Annotated in this window: 12 protein-coding genes; 8 read left to right on the top strand and 4 right to left on the bottom strand. The window is 70.5% G+C overall.

The window, feature by feature from the left end:
- Position 1: 1 nt before the first annotated feature.
- From BOQ54_RS10960 to phnN, 6 genes are read left to right on the top strand one after another with little or no spacing between them, the layout of a single operon-like run.
- Positions 2 to 1,111 carry a carbon-phosphorus lyase complex subunit PhnI gene (locus BOQ54_RS10960; RefSeq protein ID WP_071923911.1) on the top strand — a complete coding sequence of 370 codons (1,110 nt, stop codon included), beginning with the start codon at positions 2 to 4 and terminating at the stop codon, positions 1,109 to 1,111.
- Positions 1,112 to 1,119: 8 nt separating this feature from the next.
- Entirely contained in the window at positions 1,120 to 2,043 is a 924-nt protein-coding gene (locus tag BOQ54_RS10955; protein WP_071924478.1) for an alpha-D-ribose 1-methylphosphonate 5-phosphate C-P-lyase PhnJ, read from the top strand.
- Positions 2,040 to 2,816 (top strand): phosphonate C-P lyase system protein PhnK, encoded by a 777-nt coding sequence (gene phnK, locus BOQ54_RS10950; protein ID WP_055458049.1) that lies wholly within the window; start codon positions 2,040 to 2,042, stop codon positions 2,814 to 2,816. The genes BOQ54_RS10955 and phnK overlap by 4 nt, the downstream gene beginning before the upstream one ends.
- Positions 2,813 to 3,526, top strand: a complete 714-nt coding sequence (phnL, locus tag BOQ54_RS10945) for a phosphonate C-P lyase system protein PhnL (RefSeq protein ID WP_063185190.1) — start codon at positions 2,813 to 2,815, stop codon at positions 3,524 to 3,526. Before phnK ends, phnL begins: the two co-directional genes overlap by 4 nt.
- Positions 3,527 to 3,541: 15 nt before the next feature.
- Positions 3,542 to 4,696 (top strand): alpha-D-ribose 1-methylphosphonate 5-triphosphate diphosphatase, encoded by a 1,155-nt coding sequence (locus tag BOQ54_RS10940; protein ID WP_071923910.1) that lies wholly within the window; start codon positions 3,542 to 3,544, stop codon positions 4,694 to 4,696.
- Positions 4,693 to 5,292: a phosphonate metabolism protein/1,5-bisphosphokinase (PRPP-forming) PhnN gene (gene phnN / locus BOQ54_RS10935; protein WP_071923909.1), complete on the top strand. Its 600-nt coding sequence runs from the start codon at positions 4,693 to 4,695 to the stop codon at positions 5,290 to 5,292. Before BOQ54_RS10940 ends, phnN begins: the two co-directional genes overlap by 4 nt.
- Before the next feature lie 139 nt (positions 5,293 to 5,431).
- On the opposite strand, the gene BOQ54_RS10930 is transcribed toward phnN, so the two are convergent.
- Complete coding sequence (locus BOQ54_RS10930; RefSeq protein WP_071923908.1) at positions 5,432 to 6,832, bottom strand: peptidoglycan-binding domain-containing protein; 1,401 nt, start codon at positions 6,830 to 6,832, stop codon at positions 5,432 to 5,434.
- Positions 6,833 to 7,009: 177 nt separating this feature from the next.
- Between BOQ54_RS10930 and BOQ54_RS10925 the strand changes: the two genes are divergently transcribed.
- Both BOQ54_RS10925 and pbpC read left to right on the top strand, forming a co-directional pair.
- Positions 7,010 to 12,232, top strand: a complete 5,223-nt coding sequence (locus tag BOQ54_RS10925) for an alpha-2-macroglobulin family protein (RefSeq protein ID WP_071923907.1) — start codon at positions 7,010 to 7,012, stop codon at positions 12,230 to 12,232.
- A gap of 86 nt (positions 12,233 to 12,318) precedes the next feature.
- Complete coding sequence (gene pbpC, locus BOQ54_RS10920) at positions 12,319 to 14,430, top strand: penicillin-binding protein 1C (protein ID WP_245316200.1); 2,112 nt, start codon at positions 12,319 to 12,321, stop codon at positions 14,428 to 14,430.
- Between the two features lie 40 nt (positions 14,431 to 14,470).
- Here pbpC and BOQ54_RS19770 read toward each other — a convergent pair whose 3' ends face one another.
- The 3 genes from BOQ54_RS19770 to arfB all read right to left on the bottom strand — a co-directional run bounded on the left by BOQ54_RS19770 (position 14,471) and on the right by arfB (position 17,283).
- Complete coding sequence (locus tag BOQ54_RS19770; RefSeq protein WP_145979758.1) at positions 14,471 to 14,929, bottom strand: hypothetical protein; 459 nt, start codon at positions 14,927 to 14,929, stop codon at positions 14,471 to 14,473.
- 138 nt (positions 14,930 to 15,067) lie between these two features.
- Entirely contained in the window at positions 15,068 to 16,510 is a 1,443-nt protein-coding gene (locus BOQ54_RS10915) for an aldehyde dehydrogenase family protein (RefSeq protein ID WP_071923905.1), read from the bottom strand.
- Positions 16,511 to 16,860: 350 nt separating this feature from the next.
- Positions 16,861 to 17,283, bottom strand: coding sequence for an alternative ribosome rescue aminoacyl-tRNA hydrolase ArfB (gene arfB / locus BOQ54_RS10910; protein ID WP_071923904.1), 423 nt, complete (start codon positions 17,281 to 17,283; stop codon positions 16,861 to 16,863).
- Between the last annotated feature and the right edge of the window lie 54 nt (positions 17,284 to 17,337).

Below are 17,337 nucleotides of genomic sequence, written 5' to 3'. Positions count from 1 at the left end.
CATGTATGTTGCGGTCAAGGGCGGCGAAGCCGCCATCGACAACGCCCACCGGCTGCTCGCCCATGCGCGGCGCGGCGACCCCGCCGTGCCGGAGATCTCTCCGGAGCAGATCGGCGGGCAGCTGAAGCTCGCCGCGGACCGGGTGATGGCGGAAGGCTCGCTCTACGACCGGGACCTCGCCGCGCTCGCCATCAAGCAGGCGCGGGGCGATCTCGTCGAGGCCATCTTCCTGGTGCGCGCCTATCGCACGACGCTGCCGCGCTTCGGCTACAGCGAGCCGGTCGACACCGCGGCCATGGCCGTCGAGCGCCGCATCTCCGCCACCTACAAGGACCTGCCGGGCGGACAGGTGCTGGGGCCCACCTTCGACTATACCCACCGGCTGATCGACTTCCTGCTGGCCGCCGGCGCCGCGCCGCCCGAGCCGGCGGAAGCCGCGGCGGGCGAGGGCGAGCCGATGGCGCGCGTCACCGACCTCCTCGACGGCGAGGACCTGATCGAGCGCGAGGTCGCGCCCGACGGCGATACGCCGGTCGGCGACCTGACGCGCGAGCCGCTCGATTTTCCGGCGGAGCGGGACCTGCGCCTGCAGGCGCTCGCCCGCGGCGACGAGGGTTTCCTGCTCGCCCTCGGCTATTCCACCCAGCGCGGTTACGGCCGCACGCATCCCTTCGTCGGCGAGGTGCGCTATGGCGAGGTTGCGGTGGAGTTCGTGCCGGAGGAGCTCGGCTTCGCCGTGCCGCTCGGCACGATCGACGTCACCGAGTGCCAGATGATCAACCAGTTCAAGGGCTCGGCCGAGGTGCCGCCGCAGTTCACGCGCGGCTACGGCCTCGTCTTCGGCCAGAGCGAGCGCAAGGCCATGGCGATGTCGCTGGTCGACCGGGCGCTGCGCGCCCGCGACTTCGGCGAGGAGGTCACGGCCCCGGCGCAGGACGAGGAATTCGTGCTCGCCCATTGCGACAACGTGCAGGCCACCGGCTTCGTCGAGCATCTGAAGCTGCCGCACTACGTCGACTTCCAGGCCGAGCTCGACCTCGTGCGCCGCATGCGCACCGAATATGCCGCCCGCCGTGGCGAGGCGAGCGAGATGAAGGAGGCTGCGGAATGAGCGCGGCGATGCGGGATGATCTTCCTTCTCCCGGCGCAACGGCGGGGAAGGAAACGGACGCCTACAACTTCGCCTATCTCGACGAGCAGACGAAGCGCATGATCCGGCGGGCGATCCTGAAGGCGATCGCCATTCCCGGCTACCAGGTGCCGTTTGCCAGCCGCGAGATGCCGATGCCCTATGGCTGGGGCACCGGCGGCGTGCAGGTGACGGCCGCGGTGCTCGGCCCCGAGGATGTGCTCAAGGTCATCGACCAGGGCTCGGACGACACCACGAACGCCGTCTCCATCCGCCGCTTCTTCGCCAAGACGGCGGGCGTCGAGACGACGACGAAGACAAGGGCGGCGACCGTCATCCAGACGCGCCACCGCATCCCGGAGGAACCGCTGCGGGACGGCCAGATCCTCGTCTACCAGGTGCCGATCCCGGAGCCCCTGCGCTTCCTCGAGCCGCGCGAGACTGAGACGCGCAAGCTGCACGCGCTCGCCGACTACGGGCTGATGCATGTGAAGCTCTACGAGGACATCGCCCGCCACGGCCATATCGCCACGACCTACGCCTATCCGGTCGAGGTCGCCGGCCGCTATGTGATGGATCCCTCGCCGACGCCGAAGTTCGACAACCCCAAGATGGACATGTGCGCGGCGCTGCAGCTCTTCGGCGCCGGGCGTGAGAAGCGGATCTATGCCGTGCCGCCCCACACGCGGGTGAGGAGCCTCGATTTCGAGGACCATCCCTTCCGCATCCAGACCTTCAAGCAGCCCTGTGCACTCTGCGGCGCCGAGGGGGTCTATCTCGACGAGGTGGTGCTCGACGACCGCGGCGGGCGCATGTTCGTCTGCTCCGACACCGATTTCTGCGAGGAGCGCAAGGCGGCCGGACATGGAGGGGCGATGGCAGCGGATGGCGACGCGGCAGGAGAGACCCGATGACCGATCTTCCGCTTTTGTCCGCCCGCGGCCTGACGAAATTTTACGGCGAGCGTCTTGGTTGCCGGGACGTGACCTTCGACCTTCACGAGGGCGAGGTGCTCGCCGTCGTCGGCGAATCGGGCTCGGGCAAGTCGACGCTGCTCGGCCTGCTCGCGACCGAGCTCGCCCCGAGCGCCGGCGCGGTCCACTACCGCATGCGTGACGGGGCGGTGCGCGACCTGTCCGAGCTCACCGAGGCCGAGCGGCGCCTGCTGCTGCGCACGGACTGGGGCTTCGTGCGCCAGGATGCGCGCGAGGGCCTGCGCATGGGCGTCTCGGCCGGCGGCAATGTCGGCGAACGGCTGATGGCCGTCGGCGCCCGGCATTACGGCAATATCCGCGCCGCCGCGAGCGATTGGCTCGCGCGTGTCGAGATCGAAGCCGGCCGCATCGACGACACGCCGAAGAGTTTTTCCGGCGGCATGCGCCAGCGCCTGCAGATCGCCCGCAACCTCGTCACCCATCCGCGCCTCGTCTTCATGGACGAGCCGACCTCGGGCCTCGACGTCTCGGTGCAGGCGCGCCTGCTCGATCTCATCCGCGGCCTCGTGGCGGAACTCGGCCTCGCCGTCATCATCGTGACACACGATCTTGCTGTGGCTCGTCTGCTCTCGCACCGCATAATGGTGATGCGCCGGGGCAGGGTGATCGAGACCGGACTGACCGACCAGGTGCTCGACGACCCGCGCGAGGCCTATACGCAGCTACTCGTTTCCTCGGTGCTGGCAGCATGACGAACGAACAGCCTCTCATCGCCCTCGACGACGTGTCGAAGAGCTTCACGCTCCACCTGCGCGGCGGGCTGGAGCTTGCCGTCGTCTCCGACGTCAGCCTCGCGGTCGCGGCCGGCGAATGCGTCGTCCTCGGCGGGCCCTCGGGCGCCGGCAAGTCGTCGATCCTCAAGATGATCTACGGCAACTACCGCGCCGACCGTGGCCGCATCCTCGTCCGCGACGGGGCGGAGGTGGTCAACGTCGCCAGCGCCGAGCCGCGCCGCATCCTGGCGCTGCGGCGCGACGTCATGGGCTATGTCAGCCAGTTCCTGCGCGTCATCCCGCGCGTCGCGACCCTCGATATCGTGGCCAATGCGGCGCGTGAGAGCGGTATCGGGCAGCAGGAGGCAATGGAGCGGGCGAGGCGCCTGCTCAGCCTCCTCAACGTCCCGGAGCGTCTGTGGCAATTGCCGCCCTCGACCTTCTCGGGCGGCGAGCAGCAGCGCGTCAACATCGCCCGCGGCCTTGCCGCCGACCGGCCGGTGCTGCTCCTCGACGAGCCGACGGCTTCGCTCGACGCGAAGAACCGCGCCGTCGTCGTCGACCTCATCCACGAGAAGAAGCGGGCCGGTACCGCCATTCTCGGCATCTTCCACGACGAGGACGTGCGCGAGGCGGTGGCCGACCGCATCGAGGACGTCACCCGCTTCGCTTCTTCCCGAGCCGCCTGATTGAGAGCCGCCGCCATGACCGCAACGCCCGACAGTTTCGTCATCGAGAACGCCACGCTCATCCTGCCCGACAGGATCGTCCCGGGCGGCTGGCTCGCGGTCTCGGACAGCCGCATCGCCGAGTTCGGCGAGGGCCGGGCGCCGGAGCGCGGCATCGACCTGGCCGGCGACTACCTGCTGCCGGGCCTCGTCGAGCTGCATACCGATCATCTCGAGAGCCACTACGCGCCCCGGCCCAAGGTGCGCTGGCACCCGCTCGCCGCCGTCATGGCCTATGACGCGCAGATCGCGGCGGCCGGCATCACGACGGTGTTCGATTCCCTGCGCATCGGCTCCGACTTCGACAAGGGCTCGCTCGGCGAGGAGGTCTGGACGCTCGCCGATGCCATCAAGACGGCCGTCGCCGAGGGGCACGTGCGCGCCGAGCACCGCACGCACCTGCGCTGCGAGATCTCGTCCCCTGACGTCATCGACCAGGCCGAGCGCTATGTGGCCGAATATCCGGTGCACATGATGTCGCTGATGGACCACACGCCGGGCCAGCGCCAGTTTCGCGACATCGCCGTGTGGAAGACCTATTACAGCGGCAAGAACGGCGTCGGCGACGATGCCATGAACGCGCTCATGGCGCGCCGCCTCGCGATGCACGAGGCGAATGCCGAAACCCACCGGCGCCGCCTCGTCGAGATCGCCCGCGCGCGCGGCGTCGTGCTGGCAAGCCACGACGACGCGACGCCAGAGCATGTGGAGGAGGCGAAGACCGACGGCGTCGCCATCGCGGAATTCCCGACGACGATCGAGGCCGCCCGCGGTTCCCATGCCGCCGGCATCCGGGTGATGATGGGCGGCCCCAACATCGTGCGCGGCGGCTCCCATTCCGGCAGCGTCGCCGCCGAGGCCGTGGCGCGGGAGGGCGTGCTCGACATCATCTCCTCCGATTACGTGCCGGCGAGCCTCCTCATGGCCGCCTTCGATCTGCCGCGCCGGGTGCCGGCCATCTCGCTGCCCGAGGCGGTGGCGACGGTCACGCGCAATCCGGCCCTCGCGACGGGGCTCGCCGACCGCGGCGCGCTCGCCGCCGGGCTTCGGGCCGATCTCGTGTGCGTGCACATGACGGGTGCCGTGCCGGTGGTGCGGCAGGTGTGGCGCGAGGGGCGCCGCGTGGCATGACCATGGAAGCCGAAGCCGGCGATCGCGTGCGCATCACGCTCGGGCGCGGGCTCTTCGTCTGCGTCGTCGGGCCGAGCGGCGCCGGCAAGGACACGCTCATCGACCATGCCCGCCGGCGCCTCGCGGGTGAGGGGGATCGCTTCGTCTTTCCGCGCCGGCTCGTTACCCGCGCGGCGAGCACTGCCGAGGACCATGATGTGCTGAGCGAGGAGGCCTTCGGCGCAGGCGTCGCCGGTGGAGCCTTTTCGCTCTACTGGCGTGCGCACGGCCTCGGCTATGCGCTGCCGCGCAGCGTCGAGGCGGCGCTTGCGGACGGGGCAGTCGTCGTCAGCAACATCTCGCGGGCGCAAGTCGCGGCGGCGCGCGCGGCCTTTGCCCGCATCGCCGTCGTATCGGTGACGGCGCCGGACGCCGTCATCGCCGGACGGCTCGCGGCCCGCGGCCGGGAAAGCGCCGAGACGATCACCGCGCGCCTCGCCCGCGGCAAGGCCGTGATGCCCGACCGGGCGCCGGATCTCACCATCGTCAATGATGGCAGCGTCGAAGCGGCCGGGGAGAAGCTGGTCGCCTTCCTGCGTGGGGCGCTCCGGGATTGAGGGTGCTTCGGAGTGCCTCCGGGCCGCGTATCCGACGCTCTCCGCCCACGGCCTTCGGGCCCCTTGCGCGACGGCAAGGCGTGGATGCCCGCGACGAGCGCGGGCATGACGAAATGAGAGGCGGCCGGCCAGCCGCCGGCTACCCGCCCGGGCAGTCCACCGCCACGATACGGGCGCGCCAGACCTCGGCCGCGGCGCCGAGGGTTGTCGCTTCGCCCGTCCCGTCGGCTTCGGGCAGGCTGGCGCTGTCGGCAAGGTTTGCCGCGATCGTCGCGGGGACGGTCGTGCCGAGCGCGATGCCAGCAACCAGCGTCATCGTCTGCGGCAGAGGCCCGACGATTGCGACCAGAGCGCCGGACCTATCGACGACGGGGGCTCCCGCCATGCCGGGCTGCACCGGGGCAGCGAGGCGCGCCGCGCCGTCGCCCGCCACCTTGAGCACGCCCGGCGTCGCGACGAGCCGGCGCTCGCCGCCCGTGGCGGCATGGCCGAGGATGAAGACCGCCTGCTCCGTGCCCTCCGGCCGGCGCCAGGCGACCGGCGCCGATCCCGTCGCGAAGGCGCCCTCGACGAAGGCGGCGCCGCCGCTCGCCTCGATCTTCACCGGCTTGCCGCCGACCGTCGGCGCCTTGCAGGCACCTGCGGCGGCGCTCGTCAGCGCCCGCCCGCCGTCGAGGACGATGGCCGTGAAGGCATTGCCGCCGGAGACGGTGGGGGCGGGGGATGCCGCACCGCCGGCCCCGGCCGTGGCCGTTGCTGCCGATACGGTCTCGGGCTCCGGCTCGAAACTGTTGGTGATGGCGATGGTGAGCCGGTCGAAGGTCGCGGCGGCGCTCGCCGGATAGGCCATGGTGAAGCCGCGCAGACCGGCGGCGGTTGCGGCAAAGCGCGTGAAGAAGCGCTCGGCGCCTTCCTCGCCGGTGACGACGAACCAGTTGTCGCGCAGCACCTTGTAGGTGATGCGGCGCCCCGGCGCCGCGGCGCTGAGGTCGGCGTAGAGATCCTTGAGGCCGGTGCCGGCCGCGGCCGGGATGAGATCCGTCGTCAGGGCGCCGCCGCCGCGCCTGGCGCGGAAGAGGGAGCCGCCCGGCGTGTCGCTGCGCTCGGCGAGCACCTTCTGCGGCACGCCGATGCGGATGCCGGAGCGGCGATCGTCGATGACGGCAAAGCCGGCGGCATCGCGCTGGCGTTGCGCGGCCGCCAGGAGCGCGTCGCGTTCGGCGGGCGTGAGAATGCCGTCCGCGGTGAGGCGGCTGCGCGTCTCGAAGGCGCGGATGGCATCGAAGCTGCGCTTGCCGAAGGCGCCGTCGAGCGTGCCGTTGTAGTCGCCGGTCCAGACGAGCGCGTCCTGGATGGCCTTGCGGTCGGCCTCCGGCAGCGCCTCGAAGGCCGCACGGGCGGCATCGAGCGCTTCGCCCGCCGCGGGCTGCTGCGCGAGAGCCGGGGTGCCGAGAGGCAGGACCGCTGCGCCGATAAGGAAGCCCATCAGGGCCCCGATGCCGCCCTGCCCACGATCCCGCCGCGTCCGCGCCCGGTTCATGCCCCCGCCTCCCGTTCGTTGCGTCGCGTGACTATGGCAAAACGGCACGGCGACGTCACGGCATGCGTCGCAGCCATGGATTGCGGCTGTGCTTCGAGGCGCTTAGTCTCACGCCCGTCATCGCGGCGGCGCTATTTTTCCTAGGCGTCACCCGAAGGCTCGCCGAGGGAGGGGAGCATGATTCGTGCTGCGCAACTGATTGCCGTCGCCATTGCAACCCTCTGCCTCCTCGCCCTTGCCCCCCCGGTTTCGGCGCAGAAGTCCCTGGTCCGGGACGATCTCGCCAGCGCCGCCGTCAGGCTGCAGGCCGATCTGAAGACGGAGGCGGGAGCGGCTGCGACGCGCCCCGCCGACCAGTTGCGCCGTGACAGCGCCCAGGCACTCGCCCGCGGCGATGCCCGGCAGGCGCTTTCCTCCGCCGCCGCGGCCGTCGCCGCCGATCCGGCCAGCGCTGCCGGCTGGACGGCCTATGCGCGGGCGGCCATGGCCATCTTGCCGGCCAATTACAACGAGCGCTACAGGCTCGCTGAGCGAGCGACAAGTGCCGCTTATGCGGCCTATCAGAACGCGCGCGGGGCCGCGGCCGAGGCCTCGGCGCTGGCGCTTCTCGGCGACGTTTTCGCCTCGCGGCAATACTGGCGCCCGTCGCTCGACGCCTACCGGATGAGCCTCGCGCTCGCCGACGATTCGCACGTGCGGTCGATCTATGAAGGCCTGCGCGAGAAGTACGGCTTCCGCATCCTCGACTATCGGGTCGATTCCGATTCAGCCTCGCCGCGCGTGTGCTTCAACTTCTCGGAGCCGCTGGCGCGCGGCCGCGTCGATTTCGCGCCTTTCGTCGCCGTGACGGGCAGCGCGACGCCCGCCATGACGGGAGAGGACCGCCAGCTCTGCGTCGACGGACTGAAACACGGCGAGCGCTATGCCATCGTGCTGCGCCAGGGCCTGCCCTCGTCCGTCGAGGAGACGCTGCTGCGCAATGCCGACTACGAAATCTACGTGCGCGACCGCTCTCCGCAGGCACGTTTCACCGGCCGCAACTACATCCTGCCGCGCACGGGGCAGGAGGGCATCCCCGTCGTCACAGTGAACACGGACAAGGTGGATGTGGAGCTCTACCGCATCGGCGACCGTAACCTCCTGCCGACCCTGCGCTCCGACGAGTTCATGTCGCAGATCGCTCGTTACACGGCCGACAACATCGCCTCCGACCAGGGGCAGAAGGTCTGGGCCGGCACGCTCGACGTGGCGCGGCGGACCAACGAGGACGTAACGACCGCCTTCCCGGTGCTGGAAGCGACCGGCGGCAAACTGGAACCCGGCGTCTATGTGATGACGGCGCGTCCCTCAGGCGGGCCGCCTGCCGACGAGGATTACAGCCCGGCCGCGACCCAGTGGTTCATCGTCTCCGACATCGGCCTCACGGCGCTCTCCGGTGAGGACGGCGTGCACGTCGTCGCGCGGTCGCTCGCCTCGGCCGGGCCGCTCGCCGGCGCCACGGTCAAGCTCGTTGCCCGCAACAACGAGGTGCTCGGCGAGGTGAAGAGCGACGGCAACGGCCGCGCCGTCTTCGCGCCCGGCCTCTCGCGCGGCAAGGGTGGCCTCGCGCCGGGGCTCGTGGTGGCGACGACAGAGGCCGGCGACTACGCCTTCCTCGACCTCGCGCAGACGCCCTTCGACCTCACCGACCGGGGCGTCGCCGGCCGGCAGACGCCTGGGCCGCTCGATGCGCAGCTCTTCACCGAGCGGGGCGTCTACCGCACGGGCGAGACGGTCCAGGTCACGGCGCTCCTGCGCGATGCGCGTGGCGATGCCGCCGCCGGCCTGCCGCTCACCCTTGTCGCCCGCCGGCCGGACGGCGTCGAATACCGGCGCGTCGCTGTCGACGACCAGGGCCTCGGCGGGCGCGCCTGGTCGCTGGCGATCCTGCCCGGGGCGATGCGCGGCACCTGGCGGCTCACCGCTTATGCGGACCCGAAGGGCGCCGCCATCGGCGAGACCACCTTCCTTGTCGAGGACTATGTGCCGGAGCGGCTGGAACTGACGCTGGCGCCGCAGGAGCCGACGGTCGCCGCCGGCGACGCGGCGAACATCGACGTCACGGCCCGCTATCTCTACGGCGCCCCGGGCGCGGAACTCGAGGTCAGCGGCACCATGACGATCGAGGCCGTACCGAACAATGCGGTGCCGGGGCTCGAGGGCTATGCCGTCGGTCTCGACGACGAGGCCTTCGAGACCGTGATGCAGGAGGTCGAGGAGGGGGTGGAAACGGACGCGGCCGGCAAGGCGGTCTTCGCCGTGCCGCTGCCGGAGGTCTCCGCGCCGCGGCCGCTGCAGGCCATCGTCACCGTCACCGTGGCCGAGCCCGGCGGGCGCGGCGTGGCGCGCTCGCTCACGTTGCCGGTCGCCCAGGCCGGCAATGTCATCGGCGTGCGCAAGCTGTTCACCGATCTCTCCGATGGTGGCATCGCGACCTTCGACGTGGTCGCGGCCACGGGCGAGGGCAAGCGGCTTGCCATGCCGCTGCGCTGGAGCCTCTACCGCATCGACCAGCACTATCAATGGTTCAACCAGGGCGGCGGCTGGTCCTACGAGCCGATCAAGACGACGCGCCGCATCGCCGACGGCGAGATCGAGCCGGGGACCGATGCGCCCGCGCGCATCTCCGCGCCCGTCGGCTGGGGACGTTACCGCCTGGAGATCGAGGCGGGCCGGGGCGAGGCGGCGCCGACGAGCCTGTCCTTCTCCGTCGGCTACAGTGGCTCAGTGAGCGCCGATACGCCGGACGTGCTCGACATGCGCCTCGACAAGGCCTCCTACGCGGCCGGCGAGACGATGGCGATTAGCCTCAAGCCCCGCGCGGCCGGCAAGGCGACGGTGCTCGTCGTCGGCGACAAGGTGCATTGGGAGAAGCTCGTCGATCTCGACCCGGCGGGCACCACGGTCTCGCTCGAGGCGAAGGCCGAGTGGGGGCCGGGGGCCTATGTGGTCGTGCTGGCCCACCGGCCGCTCGATGTCGGGGCCAAGCGCATGCCGGGTCGCGCGCTCGGCCTTGCCTGGTTCTCCGTGGCGCGCGACCAGCGCGACATCGACGTCTCGCTCGATGTGCCACAGGTGATGCAGCCGCGGCAGACGCTCGAGGTGCCGGTGCGGCTCGGCGGGCTCGCAGCGGGGGAGGAGGCCTATGTGACGGTGGCCGCCGTCGACGTCGGCATCCTCAACCTCACGCGCTACGAGGCGCCGCGTCCCGGTGACTACTTCTTCGGCCAGCGGCGTCTCGGCACGGAGATCCGCGACGTCTACGGCTATCTCATCGACGGCATGCAGGGCACGCGCGGCGCCATCCGCTCCGGCGGCGACGCGGGCGCCCCCCAGCTCGACGGCGCTCCGCCGACGCAGGAGCCGGTCGCGCTCTATTCCGGCGTGGTGCGCGCCGGGGCCGACGGTGTCGCGCATGTGTCGTTCGATATGCCGGCCTTCAACGGTACCGTGCGTGTGATGGCGGTGGCGTGGTCGAAGACGCGGGCCGGCTCAGCCACGGCCGATGTCGTGGTGCGCGACCCCGTCGTCGTCTCCGGCACCCTGCCGCGCTTCCTCAACGTGGGCGATACGTCCCGCATCCACCTCGCCATTGACAATCTGGAAGGCGAGGCGGGCGACTATGTGATCGAGGTCGACGCTTCCGGCCCGGTCATCCTGCCGCTCGAGGCGACGCGGCGCACGCTCAAGCTGGAGAAGGGCGCGCGTACGGCGCTGTCGCTGCCGGTCACGGCCGGCGGGCTCGGCGTCGCGAAGCTCACCGCGCGGCTGACGGGGCCGGGCATCGACGTGGCGCAGGACTTCGCCCTCGGCATCGCCCCGGGCACGCCGGCGCTCGCCCATCGCACCGTCCGGCCGCTGCCGGCCGGCGGCAGCGTCTCGATCAGCAGCGACATCCTCGCCGGCCTGATGCCGGGCTCGGGCGTCGCGTCCGTTTCCGTGACCACGCTCGCTGCGCTCGATGTGCCGGGGCTGCTGCAGGCGCTGGACCGCTATCCCTACGGCTGCTCGGAGCAGATCGTCAGCCGGGCTCTGCCGCTGCTCTATGTCAACGAGCTCGCCAGCACCGAGGCCCTGCCGGTCGACACGCAACTCGACGAGCGGGTGCGTGGCGCCGTGGAACGGGTGATGTCGCGCCAGGATTCCAACGGCAGCTTCGGCCTGTGGTCCGTCGGCGGCGACGACATCTGGCTCGACGCCTATGTGACGGACTTCCTGACGCGGGCCCGCGAAAAGGGCTTCGCCGTGCCGCAGACGGCCTTCGACCTCGCGCTCGAGCGGCTGCGCAACTACGTCGCCAACACGACGGAGTTCGATCAGGGCCAAGGCCAGACGCTCGCCTATGCCATCTATGTGCTCGCCCGTAACGGACGGCCGGTGATGGGCGACCTGCGCTATCTCGCCGACGTCAGGCTGCCGCGTTTCGGCAGCGCCATGGCGCAGGCGCAGATCGCCGCGGCGCTCGCGCTGCTCGGCGACCGGCGCCGCGCGGAGACCGCTTTCGCCACCGCCATGTCGACCCTGCGCGGCGAGAAGGACGGTCCGGCCTCTCGGCCGGACTACGGCTCGCGCCTGCGTGACGGTGCCGCCGTCCTCGCTCTCCTCGGCGAAGCGGGCACCGGCGGCGCCGAAATCCAGCAGGCGTCCCTCGTCATCGACGAGGCGCGCGGCACGAGCCGCTACACGAGCACGCAGGAGCAGGCCTGGCTGGTGCTCGCCGCCGGCGCGCTTGCGCGGGACAATGCGCGGCTCAGGCTCACCGTCGATGGCCGCGAGGCCGATGGTCCGTTCTACCGCAACTACCGCGCCGCCCGTCTCGACGAGGGGGCGGTGACGATCGCCAACACGGGCACGCTCGATGCCCGGGTCGTCGTCACGGCCGCCGGCAATCCGACGGCGCGGGAGGGGGCGCTCGCCCGCGGCTACACCGTGGAGCGCAGCTACTATCGTCTCGACGGCACGGCGGTCGATCCCGCAACCGTGCGGCAGAACGAGCGGCTCGTCACCGTGCTCAAGGTGACGGAGAACCAGGCGCGCTTCGCCCGCCTGCTCGTCGTCGATCACCTGCCGGCCGGGTTCGAGATCGACAATCCGAACCTCGTCGACGCCTCCTCCGCAGCGGCGCTATCGTGGCTGCAGACCACGGTGGAGCCGGCGCATGTCGAATATCGCGACGACCGTTTTGTCGCCGCCTTCGACCGTGACAGCAGCCAGTCGGCCTTCATCACCGTCGCCTACATGATCCGCGCGGTGGCGCCGGGCCGCTACGTTCACCCGCCAGCGACGGCCGAGGACATGTACCGCCCCGAGCGCTTCGGCCGCACGGGCTTCGGAACGGTCGAGGTTACGGAGGCGAAGTAGGGGCGGCGCTGGGGCAGTTTCTCCCCTCCCCGCAAGGGGGAGGGAACAGATGAGGCCCGCCGGGGCGCAACGAGAAGGTCGCTGGGATGCCAGCCGGATTGAGCAAGCGACTTGCCGGACTGCTCCGTTCCCGCGCGTTGCGTGGGGTGGTCGCGGGCTGCACCGCGCTGTTCTTTGCGGCCGGCATCGGTCTTGCACAGTTCGCCGCTTCGCTGGGGCCGCTCGATCTGGCACAGGTCGAGGAGCGGTCGACCGTCGTGTCCGACAGGGACGGCCGGCTGCTGCGTGCCTTCACCACGCCGCAGGGCCGCTGGCGCCTGCCGGTCGGCGTCGACGACGTCGATCCGGGCTTCATCGCGCTGCTCACAATCTATGAGGACCGGCGTTTTCGCGCGCATTCCGGCATCGATCCGCTCGCCGTCCTGCGCGCCGCCGGCCAGGTGGCGCTCAACGGGCGCATCGTCTCGGGTGGCTCCACGCTGACCATGCAGGTGGCGCGCCTGCTCGAGCCCCGCGAGGAGCGCGACCTCGTCGCCAAGCTGCGTCAGGCGGTGCGGGCCGTGCAGCTCGAACGGCGCTTCGACAAGGATGCGATCCTCGGCTTCTACCTCACCATGGCGCCGTACGGCGGTAATCTCGAGGGAATCCGCGCCGCGAGCCTCGCCTATTTCGGCAAGGAGCCGAAGCGCCTGTCGCTCGCCGAGGCGGCGCTGCTCGTCGCCCTGCCGCAATCGCCCGAGACGCGCCGGCCGGACCGCTTTCCGGAGGCGGCCCGCGCCGCGCGCGACCGCGTGCTGGCACGGGCGCTCGCCCACGGCGGCATCTCGGAGGCCGAGGCACGGGCAGCCCGCGAGGCGCCGGTGCCGACGCAGCGCCAGCCGGTGCCCATGCTGGCGCCGCATCTCGCCGAGGCGGTGGTGCGTGCCGAGCCCGGCCGGCGCGAGCATCGCCTGACGCTCGATGCGCGCCTGCAGGCGCGGCTCGAGGCGCTGGCGCGCGAGACGGCCGAGCGGGTCGATCCGCGCGCCTCGGCCGCGGTCATCGCCATCGACAATGCGAGCGGTGCCGTGCGCGCCTATGTCGGCGCGGCGGACTATTTTTCGGCCGAACGGGCCGGGGCGGTGGACACCGTGCTCGCCGTGCGCTCGCCGGGCTCGGCGCTGAAGCCGTTCATCTATGCGCTCGCCTTCGAGTGCGGGCTCGCCCATCCCGAGACCGTGCTGGACGACCGGCCGTCCCGCTATGGCATCTATGCGCCGAAGAACTTCGACCTCACCTTCCAGGGCACGGTGACGGCGCGGCACGCGCTACAGCTCTCCCTCAACGTGCCGGCGGTGGAACTGCTGTCGGAGATCGGGCCGGTGCGGCTGCTCGCGCGGCTGCGCTCGGCGGGAGCTGATCTCGTCCTGCCGAAGGAGGCGGCGCCGGGCCTCGCCATCGGACTCGGCGGCGTCGGCGTGCGCCTCATGGACCTCGCGCGCCTCTATGCCGCCTTCGCGCGCGGCGGTGTCGTGCCCGAACTCTGGTGGCGGGAGGAGGGGGCGCCCGCGGGCGAGGCGGCGCGCCTGACCGAGCCGGTCGCCGCCTGGTACGTCGCCGACGTGCTGCGCGGTGCGCCTGCGCCGCAGAACGCGCTGCCGGGCATGATCGCCTACAAGACCGGCACCTCCTACGGCTATCGCGACGCCTGGGCCATCGGCTTCGACCGCAGCACCACCATCGCGGTGTGGATCGGCCGGCCGGACGGCGCGGCGGTGCCCGGCCTCGTCGCCCGACAGGTGGCGGCGCCGATGCTGTTCGAGGCCTTCGCCCGGCGCGGCGGCGCGAGCGAGCCCGTGGCCGAGCCGCCGGGCGTCATCCACGCGACGACGGCGAACCTGCCACCGCCGCTGCGTCACCTGCGCAAGGACGTGCCGAAGACGATCGCGGCCGTCGTCCAGGCGCCGCTGCGCATCGCCTTTCCGCCGGATGGGGCGCGCGTCGACCTCGGTCTCTCGGAGGAGGGGGCCGGAGCGCTCCTCGCGCTCAAGGCGAGCGGCGGCAGCCCGCCCTTCCTGTGGTACGTGAACGGCGCGCCGCTCGGCGCGCACAGCCTGAGGCGCGAGGCCGCATGGGAGGCGGACGGGCGCGGCTTCGCGCGGGTGACGGTAACGGACGGCCGCGGCGCGACAGACAGCGTGACGGTACGGGTGGAATAGGGGCACGGCCGGGCGCTGACACTCCGCCGGTCCAGAGGGATCAGGGATGGCCGCTGGGCAGCTTTTGATCCTGCCTGAATAGCGGGGGAGCGATGCGCTGGAAACCGCGTCCGAGAGCCAGCGCTCCGGCAAAAGTCAAAACGAGTTCGCCGGACCAGAAGAGCCAGAACAGATAGCCGAATTCGTGCGCATCGTGGCTCATGTCGAGGACTTCAGGGGTGTGATAGGCGGTGCAGGCGCCAGGGCCTGAAAGAAGAAGAGCTCCGGTCACAATCCAAATCGGCCTCAGTGGCCGTTCAAGGTTGAATGATGCCGACATGAGTGCGATCGCCGTCGCGAGCATGACTATTGCGAGGCACCGATTTTCTGGAGAATTGTCGGCGATTGCGCCAATGTGATAGACGTTTTCAATCGCGTCTGCCAGTATCCGTCGTATAAATTTTGAAAACGTCATAAACAGCAGAGCAGCCAACCAAAAATAAAAAGATTCTGCCTGCAATATCCATGCTCATGGATCCTGGAAGTCCGCGCCCGCAGCGTTTCGCGTATTCCAGCGTTTCCGTCAATAATCATTAAATGCAACCTAAAAAGGCCGCCCGGAGGCGGCCTTGCTTCTTGTGTCGTCTGCAGCTGCCGGTCACACCGGCAGCGTGTAGGCCGTTTTGACCGTCGTGTAGAACTCCACCGCGTAGCGGCCTTGCTCGCGGGCGCCGTAGGACGAGCCCTTGCTGCCGCCGAAGGGCACGTGGTAGTCGACGCCGGCGGTCGGCAGGTTGACCATGACCATGCCGACCTCGGCGTTGCGCTTGAAGTGGCTGGCGTATTTGAGGCTCGAGGTACAGATGCCCGCCGACAGGCCGAACTCGGTGTCATTGGCGAGGGCGAGGGCCTCGTCATAGTCCCTGGCGCGGATGACGCTGGCAACGGGGCCGAAGATCTCCTCGCGCGAGATGCGCATGGCGTTGGTGCACTCGGTGAAGAGCGCGGGCGCCATGTAGAAGCCAGGCGTCTCGCGGTTCAGCACCTCGCCGCCGGCGACGAGGCGGGCGCCCTCGTCCTGGCCGATCTTGACGTAGGAGAGGTCCTGGTCGAGCTGGTTCTGGTCGACCACCGGGCCGATATGGGTGCCGGCCTTCAGGGCGTCACCGACGACGAGGCCCTTCATGCGCTCGGCCACCGCATCGACGAAGCGGTCATGGATGCCGGCCGTCACGATGACGCGCGAGGAGGCCGTGCAACGCTGGCCCGTGGAGAAGAAGGCGCCGTTGACGGTGCATTCCACCGCCGTCTTGAGGTCGGCGTCGTCGAGCACGACGAGTGGGTTCTTGCCGCCCATCTCGAGCTGGAACTTCTTCATCGTGCCGACGCAGGCCTCGGCCACCTTGCGGCCAGTCGAGACGGAGCCCGTGAAGGTGATGGCGTTGACGTCCCGCGATTTCAGCAGCGTTTCGCCGACGACCGAGCCGCGGCCCATGACGAGGTTGAAGACGCCGGCGGGAATGCCGGCGCGCACGATGATCTCGGACAGGGCATGGGCCGAGCCGGGCACGAGGTCAGCCGGCTTGAACACGACCGTGTTGCCGTAGCAGAGCGCCGGGGCGATCTTCCACGCGGGAATGGCGATGGGGAAGTTCCACGGGGCGATGATGCCGACGACGCCGACCGGCTCGCGCGTGATCTCGATATCGACGCCGGGGCGCACGGAGGCGATCTTGTCGCCGGCGAGGCGCAGCGCTTCCTGCGCGAAGAAGAGGAAGATCTGGCCGGCGCGCACCACCTCGCCGACGCCCTCCGGCAGCGTCTTGCCCTCTTCGCGCGAGAGCAGGCGGCCAAGCTCGTCCTTGCGGGCGAGGATCTCGTCGCCGGCCCTCTTGAGGATGTCGTGACGCTCCTGCGGGGTCGTGCGGGCCCAGGCCGGGAAGGCGGCCTTGGCCGCGGCGATGGCGCGCTCGGTGTCGGCCGCGCTGGCGCGGGAATATTCGCCGATGACGTCATTGGTGTTCGACGGGTTGATGTTTCTGGTGGCGTCGTGCCCGGCGACCCACTCACCGGCGATGAAGTTCTGGAAATGTGCGGTCATGCCTCTTCCTGTCGTTCCTCGATGATTGCCGTTCGGCACTGCACCGGTGCCGCTGTCGGCGCACACCATAAGCGCCCCGGCGCGCATTGCAAAAGCACCGAGCAGTGCATGCCGGGCGTGCGTGCCGCGCGTGGGGATCACGATGTGGGGAACGCCGCACGCTGCCAATCGGGTTCGCGGCAGCTGCGAGAACGGGGCAGGCAGAGGCGCCTCGGTCGTCTTGGCCGGGCTTGTCCCGACCATCCACGCCGTTGACGTTGCTTTCGGTTGAAGGCTTGGATGCCCGCGACGAGCGCGGGCATGACGGCAGGGAAACGGCGTGTAGGTCTGGCTCCACGATCGCCGGGCCGTCACTCCACCGTCGGCTTGGCCCGGCGGACGGACTTCACGGCCGAGCGGCGCTGCTTGCCTTCGAGCCGCCGCTCCCTGGAGGCCTTCGTCGGTTTCGTCGGCCGGCGCGGCTTGGGGCGCACCGCTGCCTGCCGGATCAGGTCCACGAGCCTGTCGAGCGCCTCCTCGCGGTTGCGCAGCTGGCTGCGGTGCGACTGGGCGGTGATCACGATGACCCCTTCCTGCGTCAGGCGGCTGCCCGCGAGCTTCATGAGGCGGATGGCGACGTCGTTCGGCAGGGATGGGGAGCGGCGGGCGTCGAAGCGCAGCTGCACCGCGCTCGCCGTCTTGTTGACGTGCTGGCCGCCGGGGCCGGAGGCACGGATATGGCTTTCCTCGATTTCGCTTTCGTCGATGCTTATATGGTCGGTGATGCGCAGCATGGCGGATCCGGCAGGTCGCGTGCGGGGCGCGCGGCTTGAACCGACCTCGCCCGC

The sequence above is a fragment of the Chelatococcus daeguensis genome, from assembly GCF_001887265.1.
GTDB lineage: Bacteria > Pseudomonadota > Alphaproteobacteria > Rhizobiales > Beijerinckiaceae > Chelatococcus_A > Chelatococcus_A sambhunathii.
This window is presented reverse-complemented; position numbering and strand designations above follow the sequence as displayed.